The sequence below is a fragment of the Vibrio sp. R15-SG3-ISO1A genome (genome assembly GCF_059833955.1).
On sequence record NZ_JCBDGH010000085.1, the window covers coordinates 25,710 to 42,807 of the forward strand.

Annotated in this window: 17 protein-coding genes; 14 read left to right on the forward strand and 3 right to left on the reverse strand. The window is 49.6% G+C overall.

From position 1 onward, the window contains the following. The first annotated feature begins 9 nt into the window (after window positions 1-9). From AC6R0L_RS14790 to tatC, 5 genes are all read left to right on the forward strand, one after another. A complete protein-coding gene (locus tag AC6R0L_RS14790; RefSeq protein ID WP_500629599.1) occupies window positions 10-615 on the forward strand; it encodes a ubiquinone biosynthesis accessory factor UbiJ in 606 nt (201 codons plus the stop codon). After that, on the forward strand, window positions 612-2,246 hold the full coding sequence (ubiB, locus tag AC6R0L_RS14795; protein ID WP_334555436.1) for a ubiquinone biosynthesis regulatory protein kinase UbiB: 1,635 nt from the start codon (window positions 612-614) through the stop codon (window positions 2,244-2,246). Before AC6R0L_RS14790 ends, ubiB begins: the two co-directional genes overlap by 4 nt. A 44-nt stretch (window positions 2,247-2,290) precedes the next feature. Then, window positions 2,291-2,530, forward strand: coding sequence for a Sec-independent protein translocase subunit TatA (gene tatA, locus AC6R0L_RS14800; RefSeq protein WP_334555437.1), 240 nt, complete (start codon window positions 2,291-2,293; stop codon window positions 2,528-2,530). Window positions 2,531-2,533: 3 nt separating this feature from the next. Continuing rightward, on the forward strand, window positions 2,534-2,947 hold the full coding sequence (tatB, locus tag AC6R0L_RS14805) for a Sec-independent protein translocase protein TatB (RefSeq protein WP_487902707.1): 414 nt from the start codon (window positions 2,534-2,536) through the stop codon (window positions 2,945-2,947). 68 nt (window positions 2,948-3,015) lie between these two features. Then, on the forward strand, window positions 3,016-3,756 hold the full coding sequence (gene tatC, locus AC6R0L_RS14810; protein ID WP_487902706.1) for a twin-arginine translocase subunit TatC: 741 nt from the start codon (window positions 3,016-3,018) through the stop codon (window positions 3,754-3,756). 94 nt (window positions 3,757-3,850) lie between these two features. Here tatC and AC6R0L_RS14815 read toward each other — a convergent pair whose 3' ends face one another. Further along, window positions 3,851-4,612, reverse strand: coding sequence for a TatD family hydrolase (locus AC6R0L_RS14815; protein ID WP_500629600.1), 762 nt, complete (start codon window positions 4,610-4,612; stop codon window positions 3,851-3,853). Window positions 4,613-4,794: 182 nt separating this feature from the next. Between AC6R0L_RS14815 and hemB the strand changes: the two genes are divergently transcribed. The 4 genes from hemB to spfP all read left to right on the forward strand — a co-directional run bounded on the left by hemB (window position 4,795) and on the right by spfP (window position 9,988). After that, window positions 4,795-5,838 carry a porphobilinogen synthase gene (gene hemB, locus AC6R0L_RS14820; RefSeq protein ID WP_500629601.1) on the forward strand — a complete coding sequence of 348 codons (1,044 nt, stop codon included), beginning with the start codon at window positions 4,795-4,797 and terminating at the stop codon, window positions 5,836-5,838. 72 nt (window positions 5,839-5,910) lie between these two features. Continuing rightward, complete coding sequence (locus AC6R0L_RS14825) at window positions 5,911-6,345, forward strand: GNAT family N-acetyltransferase (protein ID WP_334555442.1); 435 nt, start codon at window positions 5,911-5,913, stop codon at window positions 6,343-6,345. Between the two features lie 609 nt (window positions 6,346-6,954). After that, window positions 6,955-9,747 (forward strand): DNA polymerase I, encoded by a 2,793-nt coding sequence (gene polA / locus AC6R0L_RS14830; protein WP_500629602.1) that lies wholly within the window; start codon window positions 6,955-6,957, stop codon window positions 9,745-9,747. A gap of 193 nt (window positions 9,748-9,940) precedes the next feature. After that, window positions 9,941-9,988, forward strand: a complete 48-nt coding sequence (spfP, locus tag AC6R0L_RS14835) for a small protein SpfP (RefSeq protein WP_438356636.1) — start codon at window positions 9,941-9,943, stop codon at window positions 9,986-9,988. A gap of 554 nt (window positions 9,989-10,542) precedes the next feature. On the opposite strand, the gene yihA is transcribed toward spfP, so the two are convergent. After that, on the reverse strand, window positions 10,543-11,238 hold the full coding sequence (gene yihA / locus AC6R0L_RS14840) for a ribosome biogenesis GTP-binding protein YihA/YsxC (protein ID WP_500629603.1): 696 nt from the start codon (window positions 11,236-11,238) through the stop codon (window positions 10,543-10,545). Window positions 11,239-11,386: 148 nt separating this feature from the next. On the opposite strand from yihA, the gene AC6R0L_RS14845 reads away from it, so the two are divergent. The 5 genes from AC6R0L_RS14845 to hemN all read left to right on the forward strand — a co-directional run bounded on the left by AC6R0L_RS14845 (window position 11,387) and on the right by hemN (window position 16,045). After that, window positions 11,387-12,004, forward strand: a complete 618-nt coding sequence (locus AC6R0L_RS14845; protein WP_334555445.1) for a c-type cytochrome — start codon at window positions 11,387-11,389, stop codon at window positions 12,002-12,004. Window positions 12,005-12,762: 758 nt separating this feature from the next. Next, window positions 12,763-13,401: a class I SAM-dependent methyltransferase gene (locus tag AC6R0L_RS14850; protein WP_487902702.1), complete on the forward strand. Its 639-nt coding sequence runs from the start codon at window positions 12,763-12,765 to the stop codon at window positions 13,399-13,401. Continuing rightward, window positions 13,401-13,970 carry a Der GTPase-activating protein YihI gene (yihI, locus tag AC6R0L_RS14855; protein WP_500629604.1) on the forward strand — a complete coding sequence of 190 codons (570 nt, stop codon included), beginning with the start codon at window positions 13,401-13,403 and terminating at the stop codon, window positions 13,968-13,970. The genes AC6R0L_RS14850 and yihI overlap by 1 nt, the downstream gene beginning before the upstream one ends. Window positions 13,971-13,978: 8 nt before the next feature. Then, on the forward strand, window positions 13,979-14,470 hold the full coding sequence (locus AC6R0L_RS14860) for a DUF2489 domain-containing protein (protein WP_487902700.1): 492 nt from the start codon (window positions 13,979-13,981) through the stop codon (window positions 14,468-14,470). A 186-nt stretch (window positions 14,471-14,656) separates the two neighbouring features. After that, a complete protein-coding gene (gene hemN / locus AC6R0L_RS14865; protein WP_500629605.1) occupies window positions 14,657-16,045 on the forward strand; it encodes an oxygen-independent coproporphyrinogen III oxidase in 1,389 nt (462 codons plus the stop codon). 131 nt (window positions 16,046-16,176) lie between these two features. Here hemN and ilvY read toward each other — a convergent pair whose 3' ends face one another. After that, window positions 16,177-17,067: an HTH-type transcriptional activator IlvY gene (gene ilvY / locus AC6R0L_RS14870; RefSeq protein WP_500629606.1), complete on the reverse strand. Its 891-nt coding sequence runs from the start codon at window positions 17,065-17,067 to the stop codon at window positions 16,177-16,179. Window positions 17,068-17,098: the final 31 nt, after the last annotated feature.

Consider the following 17,098-nt stretch of genomic DNA (forward strand, 5'->3'; position numbering starts at 1 on the left):
GAGCCGAGCATGCCTTTTGAGCCTATGATGACGGCGGTCATCGAAACGTCACTCAATACTCTCATTCAAGATGATCCTGATCTGGTGCGCCGACTGGCGCGACTGAAAGGTCAGGTCATTCAAGTGCATCTCAAAGAGTTCGATAAGCGCTTAACCTTCGTTTTCAGTCAACAAGTCGATGTGTTAGCCCACTACGAAGGCACCCCCGATTGCACCTTATCCCTCAATGTGTCGGTATTACCTGAGCTGAAAGATCAATCCAATATCACCAAACTCATCAAGCAGGATAAGTTGGATCTAGATGGCGACATCCAACTGGCGCAGAGCTTTTCGCAATTGATCACCCAATGCAAACCCGATATTGAAGAGTGGATCTCGCGTGTCACCGGCGATGTTGTGGCGCACACCTTAGTGCAAGGCGCAACGCAGATTGGCCAGTTCGCCCGCACTCAGCTTCGTCACCAGCAAGATTACCTTGCGCAAGTGGTCACCGAAGAGTGGCGTTTGGCGCCGCCGCCGTTAGAAGTGGCGCATTTCTGCGATCAAGTGGATGAGATCAAGAGCCAAGCGGCGCGAGTGGAAGCGAAATTGAATCAACTACTGGAGCGAGTATGACGTTAGCGGAGCTAAAACGCCTCTACCGCATCATCAAGGTGCAGCTCGAATATGGATTGGATGAGCTAGCGCCCAATCATCAACTCGCCAAAGCGCCGTTATTGGCACGAAAGGGTCTGTTTTGGATTCGTAATCAGCATCCGGACAAAACCTTAGGCGAGCGACTGCGTCTCGCACTGCAAGAACTTGGACCGGTGTGGATCAAGTTTGGCCAGATGATGTCTACTCGGCGCGATCTATTTCCTCCTCATATCGCCGATCCGCTTGCCCTATTGCAAGATCAAGTGTCCCCCTTTGACGGCCAACTGGCTAAGCAGACCATTGAACAGGCATTGGGCGGTCCAATCGAAACCTGGTTTGACGAGTTTGATATTGAGCCGCTGGCGTCGGCGTCGATTGCACAGGTGCACACGGCGAAACTCAAGTCGACGCAACAAGAAGTGGTGTTAAAAGTCATTCGGCCTGATATTCGACCGGTGATTGATGCCGATCTTAAACTCATGTACCGCATGGCGCGCATTGTCGCCAAGATGCTGCCAGAGGCAAGACGCCTCAAACCCGTCGAGGTGGTGCGCGAGTACGAGAAAACCCTGCTCGATGAGCTGGATTTGCGCCGAGAAGCGGCGAATGCCATCCAACTAAGACGTAACTTCGACAACAGTGAATCGCTGTACGTGCCTGAAGTATTTACTGATTTCAGTAATAAAACTGTCATGGTTTCTGAGCGAATATATGGCATCCAAGTGTCGGACATCGAGGGCTTGGTCGCCAATGGCACCAACATGAAGCTGCTGGCCGAGCGAGGAGTCAGCGTGTTTTTCACTCAGGTCTTCCGCGACAGTTTTTTCCATGCGGACATGCACCCGGGTAACGTCTTTGTTGAACGTGAGCACCCAGAGAATCCGCGTTGGATCGGGTTAGATTGTGGCATTGTTGGCACACTCAATAGCGAAGACAAACGCTATCTTGCGGAAAACTTTCTGGCGTTTTTCAATCGAGACTATCGCCGCGTTGCCGAATTGCATGTCGAGTCGGGATGGGTTCCACGTGAAACCAATATTGATGAGTTTGAATTTGCCATTCGCATCGTGTGTGAGCCGATTTTCGCCAAACCACTGTGCGAAATCTCGTTTGGTCATGTGTTGTTGAACCTATTTAACACCGCAAGACGCTTCCATATGGAAGTGCAACCTCAGTTGGTGTTGTTGCAAAAGACGCTGCTGTATGTCGAAGGACTGGGCCGTCAACTCTACCCTCAGTTGGATCTGTGGGAGACGGCCAAGCCGTTCCTTGAAGAGTGGATGATGAACCAAGTCGGGCCAAAAGCGGTGATCAATGCGGTGAAAGATCGCGCGCCGTTTTGGGCGGAAAAGCTGCCAGAGTTGCCAGAGCTTCTCTACGACAGCCTGCGCCAAGGCAAGATGATGAATCAGCGTATCGATCAACTCTATCAAGGGTATCGTCAGTCGAAGCGTCAGCAAGCGACAGGGAAATTTTTGTTTGGTGTTGGCGCAACATTAGTCGTATGCTCGGCAATATTGGTCAACACTCCGTATGAGCAACTGTCTATGGTCAGCGCCTTAGGTGGCGTCACATTTTGGTTGCTTAGTTGGCGAGCTTACCGTCGTTAGGCGGTAAACTTAAGAATTCAACAGTTAGACCCGAGGTAAAAAGAATGGGTGGTATTAGTATTTGGCAACTGCTTATCATTGCGGTGATTGTGGTACTTCTATTTGGTACGAAGAAACTGCGTGGCATTGGTGGCGATTTAGGTAGTGCGGTAAAAGGCTTTAAGAAAGCGATGAACGACGAAGAGCCTGCAAAGAAAGACGCCGACTTTGAGCCAAAAAACATCGAGCAACAGCAGAAAACAGACGCCACTGCTGACACTAAAAAAGACAAAGAGCAGGCATAACTCGTGTTTGATATCGGTTTCTGGGAACTGGTATTGATCTCTGTGGTGGGGCTGGTAGTTCTCGGCCCTGAGCGATTGCCGCATGCGATTCGCAGTGTCACTCGTTTTGTCGGTGCGGCCAAGAACATGGCAAACAGCGTCAAAGACGAATTGTCCCATGAGCTTAAGGTGCAAGAGCTGCAAGAGAATTTGCGTAAAGCTGAGCAGATGGGCATGGAAGATCTCTCGCCAGAGTTGAAATCCTCCGTTGACCAGTTAAAGCAAGCCGCGCAAGACGTACAGCGCCCTTATGCCAAGAAAAGCGACGAGCCTGCCAAGACTGAGCCATCTGAAGAGGCAGCGTCAAAAGCGCCTTCCGCCGACGCCACAGAGTCTTTGCATGTTGCCCCGGCTACAACAGATAAAAAGCCTGAGTAGTTCACCACTCTGATTATTGAGGGGCAGCCAATCGCTGCTCCTTTTGATTCCCAATAGTTGAGGTCTTCATGTCTTCTGTTGAGCAGACACAACCTTTGATTAGCCACCTTCTCGAACTGAGAAACCGCTTGCTGCGCGCACTCGTGGCGGTATTGGTGGTGTTTGTTGGTTTGATTTACTTTGCCAACGACATTTACGAATTTGTCTCAGCGCCCTTGGTGGAGCGCCTGCCTGAAGGGGCGACGATGATCGCCACCGATGTGGCGTCGCCGTTTTTTACTCCGCTCAAACTCACCCTGATTGCGTCCATCTTTATTGCGGTGCCTTTCATCTTGTACCAAGTGTGGGCGTTTGTGGCGCCGGGTCTTTACAAGCATGAACGTCGATTGATCATGCCGCTGATGTTCTCCAGCTCACTGCTGTTTTACTGTGGTGTGGCGTTTGCGTACTTTGTCGTGTTCCCGTTAGTGTTTGGCTTCTTTACTGCGATTTCACTCGGTGGCGTTGAGTTTGCGACGGATATTTCCAGCTATCTGGATTTCGTGTTAGCTCTCTTCCTAGCTTTTGGTATCGCCTTTGAAGTGCCAGTGGCGATCATCTTGCTGTGTTGGACTGGCGCAACCAATCCTAAAAGCCTCAGCGAGAAGCGCCCGTATATTGTGGTCGGCGCGTTTGTGGTGGGAATGATGCTGACACCGCCAGACATGATTTCTCAGACCTTACTTGCCATACCCATGTGTTTGTTGTTTGAAGTCGGCCTATTTTTCGCCCGTTTTTATGTGCGAAAAGAGGACGAACAGAGCGAGTAGTCGCTGATATAAAAAAGGCTTGCCGATGGGCAAGCCTTTTTTATCGAGTCCAATATCTTGGCACTAAAGAGTCGAGGGGAACACGCGTTGCTGGCTATAGCCTAAACAAGGCCTTGGCATTGTCGGTAGTAATCGCGTCTACTTCCTCGACCGAGATATCGCGAAGGCTGGCAACACGCTGCGCAACCAAATGGGTGTAGGCAGGCTCATTACGCTTACCGCGATGAGGCACAGGTGCGAGGTAAGGGCAGTCGGTTTCCAGAATCACTTTACTCATATCCAAATGTGGGATGACGCTATCCATCCCACCATTTTTAAAGGTGGAGACGCCACCAAGGCCAAGGTGAAAACCCAACTCATTAATTGCCTTGGCTTCCTCGAGACTACCGCCAAAACAGTGAAAAACCCCGCTGAGGGACCCGTCTTGCTCTTTTTCAAGCAGAGTGAGGGTCTCTTCAATGGAGTCACGGGTGTGGATCACCACCGGTAGATCCATTGCTTTGGCCCATTGCAGCTGCGTGACAAACGCGTGTTCTTGTTCGGCGCGATAGGTTTTGTCCCAATAGAGATCGATGCCAATTTCGCCCACGGCAATGAACGCATGTTGACTAAACCAGGCATGAATTTGCGCAAGGGTTTGCTCAACATTGCCATCGACGTAGCAAGGGTGGAGCCCCATCATCGAGCGGCATACATCGGGAAACTGACGCTCCGTGGCCAACATAGGGCCAATAGAATCAAGGTCGATGTTAGGTAATAAGATGCGGTCTATGCCTTGTTCCAATGCGCGGGCCACCACGGCGTCGCGATCGCCATCAAACTCACTGGCGTAGATATGGGCATGGGTGTCGATCATGGGATGTGTCTCTGGATAAAACGTCAATGGAGCCAGTATACCTGTCTGAGTAGAAGATGCAGCAAATGGCGCCAATCTGCCTAGGTCGTATTTTGCGTGATTTTTTCGCCTTGTTGGCTGGTGCAAGAGAGCGGGAGTGATATGATGCGACACAAGCACTTTCACCACACAAGGAGAATCGAGTGTCAGTTTCTATCCAAGGTCAGTTTCCTGGCCGTCGCATGCGTCGTATGCGTAAGCATGATTTCAGTCGTCGCCTTATGGCAGAAAATCAACTCTCAGTGAATGATCTGATTTATCCCATGTTTATTCTGATGGGCAAAGATCGCCGAGAAACTGTCGATTCGATGCCGGGTATTGAGCGTCTTTCCATTGATTTAATGTTGGAAGAGGCGCAATACCTCGCGCAGCTTGGTGTTCCTGCTATTGCGCTGTTCCCTGTGGTGAACCAAGATGCCAAAAGCCTGTGTGCGGCAGAGGCGTACAACCCAGAGGGCTTAGTTCAGCGTGCCGTTCGTTCGCTCAAAGAGCATGTGCCAGAGATGGGGGTGATCACCGATGTGGCGCTCGACCCGTTCACCACCCACGGTCAAGATGGCATCATCGATGACGAAGGTTACGTACTCAATGATGAAACCACTAAGGTATTGGTCAAGCAGGCACTATCGCACGCCGAAGCAGGGGCGGAAGTGGTCGCGCCTTCTGACATGATGGATGGCCGCATTGGCGCGATTCGTGAAGCGCTAGAGCAAGCGGGTCACATCAATACCCAAATCATGGCCTATTCGGCGAAATACGCCTCTTGTTACTACGGCCCGTTCCGCGATGCGGTTGGCTCGGCGAGTAACCTTAAAGGCGGCAACAAAAAGAACTACCAAATGGATCCGGCCAACAGTGATGAAGCCATTCATGAAGTGGCGATGGACATCAACGAAGGCGCCGATATGGTGATGGTGAAGCCGGGCATGCCGTATCTGGATGTGGTTCGCCGTGTGAAATCTGAGCTGCAAGTACCGACGTTTGCTTATCAAGTTTCCGGTGAATACGCGATGCACAAAGCCGCGTTTGCCAATGGCTGGCTTAAAGAGCGCGACACTGTGATGGAATCCCTACTGTGCTTTAAACGGGCGGGGGCCGATGGCATTTTGACCTATTTTGCTAAAGATGTGGCGCAATGGTTGGCGCAGGAGCAGGCGCAAGCGGCGACGTTTTTAAAGCAAGAGTAAGCGAAGCGACAATACTGAGGTCGGCGCATGCCGGCCTTTTTCTTTTTCACCAAACCCAGAGAAGAGATCGCAATGAGTGTGCAGTATCGTGAAGGCACGTTGGAAGAGTGTGTCGAGGTGGTCAACCAAATCAATGAATTTGCTCAAAAGGAAACGGTTGAGAGCTTGGCGGCGAGATTGAAAGGGCGCCGTTACTTGATTCAAGTGGCGCAAGAAGGGGAGCAGTTGCTCGGTTTCAAAATTGGCTACGAGCTCGATGCTGAGACATTCTACAGCTGGTTTGGCGGCGTATCGCCGTTAGCGCGCAATAAAGGCGTGGCGCAAACGCTGCTCGACGTACAAGAGGCGTGGGTGGCGAAGCAGGGCTATCTGCGCTTGAAAGTGAAATCTCGCAACCAATTTCCAGCCATGCTGAGATTGCTATTGCGCAATGGCTATCTGATCGAACACTTTGAAGAAAAAGCACCATTAATCGAGTCGCGCATTCATTTTGTAAAGACGATGTAATCTGTCATAAAAATTAAATGAGATTTTTTCTCATTTAACTATTGACGGGATAAATGAGAATGGTTATTGTTTATCTCGTCTTAGGGAATGAGGGAAGTTCACAAGGACGTGGTAGAACCGGATTCGATATGGAAAAGGTGATGCCAGACTCTAACGAACTTGCACACGTTTCTTTTGACACGACATTGCTCACATTGCTTCCAGTGTAATTTATAGCTTTACGGCAAAGTGTGATTCGCATGAACATGCTTTGACCTTTTCTGCTAGGCGACATCCTCACGATGTCGCTTTTTTTATGCCCGTCATTTGAGGTGAATAAAAGGACACCAGGTGTCTTTTCCACAGTTGAAGATCTCTAAAAGATCGATCTTTGCATGATCGATCTTGGTTATTTTTATTGTATTACAATGGTTTAAGATCTTGTTTGGCATCATTTTGTCAAATTTCACATCGCAGTGGAAAATAGTATAAACAGACTTATCCACAGCGTGAGCAAGACAAGAGGCGATCACCAACACGCTGTGTGATCGCGATTCCTCGACAGAACATGGATTCACTGCTTGAGTCATGGCATCCTAAGCAGAAATTTGGACAGGCAGATAACAAACTATGGCTCGTATCCCAGACAACCCTTTGATCTTAATTGATGGCTCTTCTTACCTTTATCGCGCATTTCATGCTTACCCCGGCACGATGAGCAACGGGGAGATCCCAACCAACGCCGTTTATGGTGTGGTGAACATGCTGCGCAGTATGATGCGTCAATTTGCCAGTGATCGTATCGCGGTGGTCTTTGATGCGAAAGGCAAAACGTTTCGCGATGATCTGTACGCCGAGTACAAGGCCAATCGTCCGCCTATGCCGGATGATCTGCGTTGCCAAATCGAGCCTTTGCACAATGTGATTCGTGCTATGGGGCTTCCTTTAATTTGTGTGCCGGGCGTGGAAGCCGATGACGTGATCGGTACGCTGGCGCATCAAGCGTCTCAAGCAGGTATGCCGGTGTTGATCAGCACCGGTGATAAAGACATGGCTCAGCTGGTGGATGACAACGTCACCCTCATCAACACCATGACTAACGTGGTGATGGACAGAGAAGGGGTGGTCGAGAAGTTCGGAATTGGCCCTGAGCTGATTATCGACTACCTCGCGCTGATGGGCGATAAAGTCGATAACATTCCCGGTGTCCCTGGCGTGGGTGATAAAACCGCGACGGCTTTGCTGCAAGGCATTGGTGGTTTAGACAAGCTGTACCAACAGTTGGATGACATTGCCGCGCTCGGTTTCCGTGGTTCGAAAACCATAGCGAAAAAGCTGCTGGATAACAAAGACAATGCCTACCTTTCCTACGAGCTGGCGACGATTAAGCTCGACGTTGAGCTCGAAGAGAGTTTAGACGCGTTGGTGAAGTCTGTGCCGAATAAGGATGAGCTGGTCAAACTCTATGGAGAACTGGCGTTTAAATCTTGGCTCAATGAGCTGCTCGAAGGCGGCACGGGCGTAGTGGAAGCGAATGAGAAATCCGGGCAACGTGAAGTCAGCTCGTCAGCCAAAGCGCCGGAGCTCAATGTCGCCGCAGCGAGCATCGATCGCAGCCAGTATGAAACCATTTTGGATGAAGCGCAGTTCGCTAAGTGGCTAGACGCTCTACGCGAAGCCAAGGTGTTTGCGTTCGATACGGAAACCGACAGCCTCGATTACATGGTGGCGAATTTAGTGGGTGTCTCTTTTGCGACCGAAGAAGGTGTCGCGGCGTATGTGCCTGTCGCACATGATTATCTTGATGCGCCGGCTCAGCTTGACCGAGATTGGGTACTCACGCAGCTCAAGCCTTTGCTCGAAGATGAATCGCAAGCCAAAGTTGGCCAGAACTTAAAATACGATGCGAGTGTGCTGGCGCGTTATGGCATCGACATGAAAGGCATCAAACATGACACCATGTTGGCATCTTATGTCTACAACAGTGTCGGTGGTAAGCATGACATGGACAGCCTCGCGCTGCGCTTTTTGCAACACAACTGCATCTCGTTTGAGCAGATCGCGGGTAAAGGCAAAAAGCAGCTGACGTTTAACCAAATTGAATTGGACCAAGCGGCGCCTTATGCCGCAGAAGATGCGGATGTCACCTTGCGTCTGCACAATCGCTTGATGGAAAACATCGAGCAAGACGACAAGCTAAAGTCCGTCTATGAAACCATCGAGATGCCGCTCGTACCTGTTCTATCGAGGATTGAGCGCACCGGTGTCTTGATTGATGACATGAAGCTGGCCGCGCAATCTCAAGAGATCGCAAAGCGTCTTGATGAGCTTGAACAAAAAGCCTATGAGGTGGCAGAGCAAGAGTTCAATATGAACTCGCCTAAACAGCTGCAAGCGATTCTGTTTGAGAAAATGGGATTACCTGTAGTGAAGAAGACACCATCGGGTACACCATCGACTAACGAAGAGGTGCTGCAAGAGCTCGCGCTGGATTATCCACTGCCGAAGCTAATCTTAGAGTATCGCGGCATGGCGAAGCTTAAATCGACCTACACCGATAAGCTGCCTAAGATGATCAATCCTGAAACGGGCCGAGTACACACCTCGTACCATCAAGCTGTCACGGCGACAGGGCGTTTGTCCTCAACCGATCCGAACTTACAAAACATCCCGATTCGAAACGAAGAGGGGCGTCGTATTCGCCAAGCGTTCGTCGCGCCTCACGGGTACAAAATCATGGCGGTCGACTACTCGCAAATTGAACTGCGTATTATGGCGCACTTGTCAGGCGATAAAGCGTTACTTGATGCCTTCCAACAAGGTAAAGACATCCACGCCGCGACCGCCGCTGAAATCATTGGCGTCGACATTGAACAAGTGACCAGTGAGCAGCGTCGCCGAGCGAAAGCGGTTAACTTTGGCCTGATCTATGGGATGAGTGCCTTTGGTCTGGCCAAGCAGCTAGGGATCCCGCGTGGTGAAGCGCAGCAATACATGGATACCTATTTCGAGCGCTACCCAGGCGTTATGCAGTATATGGAAGACACGCGCAGCACAGCGGCTGAGTTAGGTTATGTGGAAACCTTGTTTGGTCGACGCTTGCACCTTCCTGAGATCACATCACGTAACGGCATGCGCCGAAAAGCAGCAGAGCGTGCCGCGATCAATGCACCAATGCAGGGCACGGCCGCCGACATCATCAAGAAAGCGATGCTGGTTGTCGATGAGTGGATCCAAAACGAAGGCCAAGACCGAGTGAAATTATTGATGCAAGTGCATGATGAACTGGTGTTTGAGGTCGAAGAGTCATCGTTAGCCGAAATTGAAAGTAAAGTACAAGAATTGATGGAATCGGCTGCACAATTAGATGTCCCTCTGATCGCCGAAGTGGGGCATGGTGACAACTGGGATCAAGCACACTAAGCATAATTTGCACTAAATTGGTGAAATAAGTTGAGTCAGCGCACAAACGCTGACTTTTTTTTGCCTCTAAATAAGATCCGGCATAGCCATATCAAATGTTGCTTAATAAAACTTTAATGAAAAAAAATTACAAAAAAGGTTTCACTTTCTGACCAATTGTTGTACATTAAGAGGCGTAGGGTACAGAGGTAAGATGTTCTATCTTTCAGACCTTTTGTTTCACGTTATTGGATTAGGCTGATTCAGCCGCCCCAGTCAGTTTTTGACTGGGGCGTTTTTTATTGTGCGAAAGAAAAGTCCAAACAATTCAGCATCCTGCCTAAAAGCACGCCTTTATCCTCTATTCCATTCACTTGGCTTAGCGCCTGTCAGCTGATTTCATTCGTTTTGTTTTCTTTTCATCAGATGTAGGAAAACACCAATCACACTTTGGTTATTTTGACTCAGAAATCATGTGTGTAGGTGTGCATATTTTTCGTTGCGTTTGCTTCTAAGTAATTGTAATTATTATGATAGTTGGTTTTTTATCTGCGCTGTGACTTCAGCAGTAGGGCGATTGCATTTTAGCGGGCTTGGCTTATGCTAGGCGCATAATAATTATTACCAGTTATTTCTCTCCCGTTTCCCTGCCAGGATGGTGGGGATTTTTGTTTCTGGCGTTAAGGTTTTTATTGTTTCGCTGGCGAACGAATCGCACCTCACGTTCAGCGCTTCTATTGAGACAGAAAAAAGGCCCTATCGATGGATAGAGCCTATTCATTAGGTATCTCAGTGGATATGAGTGGGATGAACGCTTTAGGCGTTTGGATCTGACGGTTGTTCGTCGGCTGGCTCGTCAGCGGAGGTCGCTTCCTCTTCTGCGAGCACCTCAAGCGCACTCTCGGCAAAGGCTGGGGCAAACCACTCATCGAGTTTATTGCGCAGCACATCGACGCCCAGTCCTTTCAATGAGGAGAAGGCGGCGACGCTGACATCACCACCAAAGCCAAGGGCGGCTTCGCGGATCTTCAATACCGCCGCTTTACGCGCGCCACTTTTCAGTTTGTCCGCTTTGGTCAACAACACTTGGACAGGAATGCCGCAATCGACCGCCCAGTAGATCAGTTGTTGGTCGAGATCTTTCATTGGGTGACGAATATCCATCAGTACCACTAACCCTTTCAAGCATTGACGCTTTTGCAGGTATTCACCGAGGGATTTCTGCCACTTTTTTTTCATCTCAAGTGGGACTTGGGCAAAGCCATAGCCCGGCAAGTCGACAATGTGACAACCGTCGGCAACCTTGAACAGGTTAATCAGCTGAGTACGGCCAGGTGTTTTACTCGTCTTCGCCAAGCTCTTTTGGTTGGTCAGTCGATTGAGCGAGCTGGACTTGCCCGCATTGGAACGTCCTGCGAACGCAACTTCGATGCCTTCATCTTCTGGCATATGACGAATATCAGGTGCACTGGTGATGAAATGCGTGTTTTGATAATGAATTTTTACGCTCACTGTTAACTCCATCTCGACTTTGTGTAGTCGATTGATTACTTTTTTGTGAAATTGTGTAAAATAACCGTGCTCGGCATAAGGTCGCCTATTGTACCATGAGTGGCAACGCAGAGTGGTACTGGAAGCTTGATAATTATAATGGAATGTCATGAAGAAATTAGCGCTAATCTTGAGTCTTTTAGCCAGCTGCTCTGTGTGGGCCCAAGGCAGCATCGAAGCTGGTAAAGCAAAATCTCAAACGTGTGTTGCCTGCCATGGTGCTGATGGCAACAGTCAACTCGCCATGTACCCGAAATTGGCAGGTCAGCATGCTAAATATATCGAAAAGCAGCTAAAAGACCTGAAACTGGGTATGACCAGCAATGGCCAGCAAGGCCGTATGGACCCTGTGATGAGTGGCATGGCGATGCCATTGTCAGAGCAGGACATGCAAGATCTTGCGGCGTACTACGCTTCTCTGCCTATTTCGCACAACACCACACCTGAAAACGTGGTGGAGAAAGGCAAAACCCTTTACACCGCTGGTGATGCAGAGCGCGGTTTGACGGCGTGTATCGCTTGTCACGGCCCGCGTGGTAACGGTACTGAACTGTCTGGATTCCCTAAGATCTCCGGTCAGCACGCCGATTACATTAAATCCCAATTACTAAAATTCCGTGACGGCACACGCGCCAATGACATGAATGCCATGATGCGTGATATTGCGAAAAAGTTAACGGATGATGATATCGAAACCCTATCCAAATACGTAGGCGGTCTGCACTGATCACCTCAGCCTGTTCGAGCATCGCAGTAGAGAAACAGCCCAAGCCGATCGGTTTGGGCTGTTTCGTTTGAGCTCGATCACACCCCATTTTTCTGCTCGATACGCCATCTCGCTATCGATGTTGTGAGACATTGGCTATATCGAATGACGCAATTCAGATGGACAATTCGCTAACCTAATGAAAAATAAAGAGTGGAAAACAAGAGCGAAAAAAAAGTGCAATAAAAGTCTGAGCCGGATTGTCTGAGCGAATCATTGGGGTAAAGTGAACACATCGGCAGGGCGCTGAATCAGGATGACAGACCAAGATGGTCTCCACGGATGCGAGTAACGGAAACTCGGCAGTTGATATGGAAAGGGTAGGCAGGATGCCTGCTGGATAAGGATGATCGACTTGTCTGATGGTTTAGACAGCGAAAGGGATCAGGCTCAGGATGAGCTCAGTGACGGGACGTCGCCAACGGAAAGCCAAAATTCACTCGGACAGTGAAAAACAACACCTTTTGCAGGGAAAGCACCAAAAACAAAAGGACATTTGATGCATTGATATCGATGCAACACAGTTTCGCCGTCAGGCATTTAGAAAGCGATAGGGTTCCTATCGCTTTTTTTATCTCTTCTACATCGCGACATATTCGCCATTTCTTTTCTTTCACTCATAGAGAATATTTTCATCAATTGATGGGAATTTGTACAATAGCCCTCCACTCTAGGTCGAGTTTCTGGTATGTTTCGCATCCCTGTTTGAGGATGTCATTATGGAACCTTGTCCCCTTTGTCACAGTGTGGATACCCACGCGTATGTTTCTGATAAACGTCGTGACTATTTACAGTGCGCGCAGTGCCAGTTGGTGTTTGTACCGGCTTTGCAAAGGTTGGATGCGGCGACAGAAAAAGCCCACTATGATCAACATGAGAACTCGCCCAGCGATGTCGGTTACCGGCGCTTTTTATCGCGCGTGGCTGACCCTATGTTACACCGAGTGGCGCCCCATTCTCACGGGTTAGATTTTGGTTGTGGCCCTGGCCCGACATTGTCATTGATGATGGAGGAGCAGGGACACACGATGAGTGTGTATGATCTTTACTATTATCCTGATGTGACGGTATTAGAGAGACAATACGACTTCATCACCTCCACCGAAGTGATCGAGCATTTGTATCAGCCCGACATCGTGTGGAAGCAATGGTTAAATTTGGTTAAGCCTGGTGGCTGGATAGGGTTGATGACGAAGATGGTCATCGATGTCGACGCGTTTGCAAACTGGCACTACAAGAATGATCCCACCCACGTGATTTTCTTTAGTCGTGCGACGTTTGCCTACTTGGCAGAGCGGGATCAGCTCGAGCTAGAATTTATTGGAAATGATGTAATTTTACTGAGGAAACCCCAGTAATGAGCCGTAGTAAAAAAGCCCGATCAGGTGGCAATGGTGACCTGATTGTCGTTCGTAATCGTACAGAGTCTGATGTTGAAGGACGTCTACGTAAGAAAGACAAAAAACGCAAAGGTCTAAAGACCGGCAACCGTAACTCAGAAGTCAAGCAAGCGAAGCAGCACACTTCTGGCGGCGCGCGTGACCCACGTTTGGGCAGCAAAAAGAAGATTCCGCTGATTGTGGATGCGCCGAAAAAGCAGACCAAAGCGCAGCGCCGTCTCAATGCGGAGCAAGAGCTGGAGATGCTGGAAAACGACGCGCAGTTGAACGTGTTGCTTGACCGTCTCGATAACGGTGAGAGTTTAGGCGCCGGTCTACAGAAATACGTCGATGAGAAGCTAGAGCGCATCGAAGTGCTGATGAAGCAACTTGGTCTCTACCAAGAAGACGACGAGATGGACGACGACGCAGAGCAAGAGAGTGAACCTGTTGTGCCTGCGAGTAAAAAATCGAGCAAGAAATTGGCCACCGATGATGAACTTCTCTCGCAGTTCGAAGACTTGGATTTAAACCAATTTAAAGGATAACACGCCCAATGAATGTCACCTTGTTAGCCATCGCTGGAGGCGCTGTCATTCTCGGCCTCGCTTCCTATGCAGGGTACCTTTTGCTGCAACTGAAAAAGCAAAAGGCTTTGCAACTGCATCATCAAAAGCTGGCGATCGACAAGCGCAACGCGAATATCTTTGAGAGTGTCAGCACCTTGTGTTTAGCAGGCATCCAGGGCCAATGCGATTTATCAGAAATCAGCATTCGCCTCTACAACATTATGGATTACGTCCAAGGGGAATCGCGCGTCGACTTTGACAGTGAGTACCCAGCGACCTCTGAGCTTTACCATATTGTCAAAGAGATGGCTCGTGGTGACGAGCGTCAAGCCTTACCGAAAAAAGAACGCATGAAGCAAAATTTAGAGCGACACAAAGCAGAATCCCGTCTTGAAGACGCGATTGTGGCTGAGTTAACTCGTTTGCAAAAGCACGTTCAACCTTTGAATAACCAGATCAATATTCAGACGATCGGCTAATTCGCACCTCGATCACCCCAAAGTGGCAGTGATCGAGGTATCAAAACTGAGCATTGCTGCTCAAAATTCCTCGTGCCCCTCTACGGGTTGCCAACTTGTATGGCAAAATAGCGGGCCATAATAAGACGTCTCTTTTTTGCTAGAGCCAAGCTCAGTCATGGCCTATAGCCCAAACGGAATATCATCATGTCGCAGCCAGTTGTCGCCAGTCAGCAAATCGTGTGGGACCAAGCGGTTCTTGATAAGTACAACTATTCGGGTCCTCGCTACACCTCATACCCCACCGCGCTGGAGTTTCATGAGGCCTTTACCATCTCGGATTACGATATGGCGTGTACTGAGTACCCTCAGCGTCCTCTCTCGCTTTATATCCACATCCCGTTTTGTCATAAGCTTTGCTACTACTGCGGCTGCAACAAGGTCATTACCCGCCACTCGCACAAGGCCGATGAGTACTTGGATGTGCTGGAGCTTGAGATCCGCACTCGCGCGTCGTTACTCCATGAACGCAAAGTCACCCAACTGCACTTTGGTGGCGGAACGCCAACCTTCTTAAGCAAGGAGCAAGTGAGCCGTTTGATGTCGATTTTGCGCGCCGAATTCTATTTCGACACTGACGCGGAAATCAGTATTGAGGTTGATCCACGCGAAATTGAGCTCGACATGCTGGATCACCTACGCAGCGAAGGCTTCAACCGCTTGAGTATCGGCGTACAAGACTTCAACAAAGAGGTGCAACAGCTCGTCAATCGAGAGCAAGATGAAGACTTTATCGTCGCCATGGTTGAGCGTGCCAAGCAATTGGGTTTCCGTTCCACCAACCTAGACTTGATTTATGGCTTGCCCAAGCAAACCCAAGCCTCGTTTGCTAAGACTCTTGAGCAAGTGTTGAAGATGCAGCCGGGGCGTTTGTCCGTCTTTAACTACGCCCACATGCCGAGCCTCTTTGCCGCGCAGCGTAAAATCAAAGATGACGATCTGCCTGCTGCCCAAGAGAAGATGGCGATTTTGCAAGACACCATCGCCACTTTGACCAGTGCTGGCTATCAGTTCATTGGTATGGATCACTTTGCGCTGCCAGATGATGAGCTTGCGGTGGCGCAGCGCCGCGGTGAGCTGCATCGCAACTTCCAAGGCTACACCACTCAAGGTGATTGTGACTTGGTTGGTTTTGGCGTGTCAGCCATCTCCATGATTGGTGACGCTTACGCGCAAAATCAGAAAGAGTTGAAAAAGTACTACGCACAAGTCAGTGGCCAGCGCCATGCCTTAAGGAAAGGTGTGGTCCTTGATAGTGATGACTTACTTCGACGTGAAGTGATTAAGCAACTGATCTGTAATTTCTCTCTCGATATCCGCGCTATTGAGCAAGGCTTTAACGTCACGTTTGATGAGTACTTCAAGCAAGATTTGCAATTGCTGCAAACCTTTATCGATGATGGTTTGGTGGAGAAAGACGCCACCTCGATTCAGGTGACCCTGCGTGGTCGATTGCTGATCCGCAACATATGCATGTGTTTTGACAAATACTTAAGAGCCAAAGCGCGTCAGCAGCAATTCTCACGGGTGATTTAAACACTCAGACGGCAACGAGAGATAGTCTAGGGAGGCCCAGTTCGTCCTTGATAAGACGGACTATCAGCACAGAGATAAGCGCGGCGTTAAGTCGCGCTTTTGTTTATCTTGGAGCAGGGTAGGTATGGTCATTAGGGCGCAATATAGGTCGCTTGCGCCACCTCCCACAACGCCTTAACCAACGGGTTATCCAACTGCGATCGTTTGCAGCACACACCGAGCTTAAACGGTTCAATCGACGCCACTTTTAAGCGCTGAATCTTCTCTTTGACTGGGCTGTTGTTGATCACCACATCCGGCGCAATACCCACGCCACAGCCTAACGCCACCATACTGACGATCGCTTCATGCCCCGAGACTTGCGCGTAGATATTGGGCTTAATCTTCATCGCTTTAAACCAGGCATTCGCCCGATCTCTTGCCGTGCCAGACTCTGGGACAATAAAGGGGATGTTGGTCCAATCCGGTTTGTCTTGGCCAAGCGAGTGGGCAAAGTGACTCACGCCGGTGGGCGCGATCACTGATAGGGGAATTTCGCTGATGGTTTCAAACTCAACTCGCGCTGGCAGTTGTTCGGGGAAGGCAGAAATCGCCACGTCCACGTCATCATTGATGATCTTGTCAATTGCTTGTGCAGGATCGCCAGTGGAGAGCTTGAATTCAATAAACGGATGTTGGAGACGAAATTCAGACAAGAGATCAGGCAGATGGCTGTAGCTTGCGGTCACAGAGCAAAAAAGACGGATCTCGCCGCGCAACTCCGCGTCCTGTCCTTTGAGCTGCGCACGGTACGTCTGCCACTCGCCTTGAATTGACAGCGCAACCGGCAGCAGTTTTTTTGCCGCAGGGGTGAGCTCTACACTGCGGTTGTCTCGCACGAACAGCGTTTGACCGGTATCCGCTTCCAGTTTTTGAATTTGTCGACTGAGCGCTGATGGGCTGATGTGCATCGCGCTGGCGGTTTTGGCAAAGCTTTGGCTGTCGCACAAATGGATAAACAGCTGGAGACTTTTGATATTCATAAAACCGTCATTTCCTTGTTGCATTAATTGC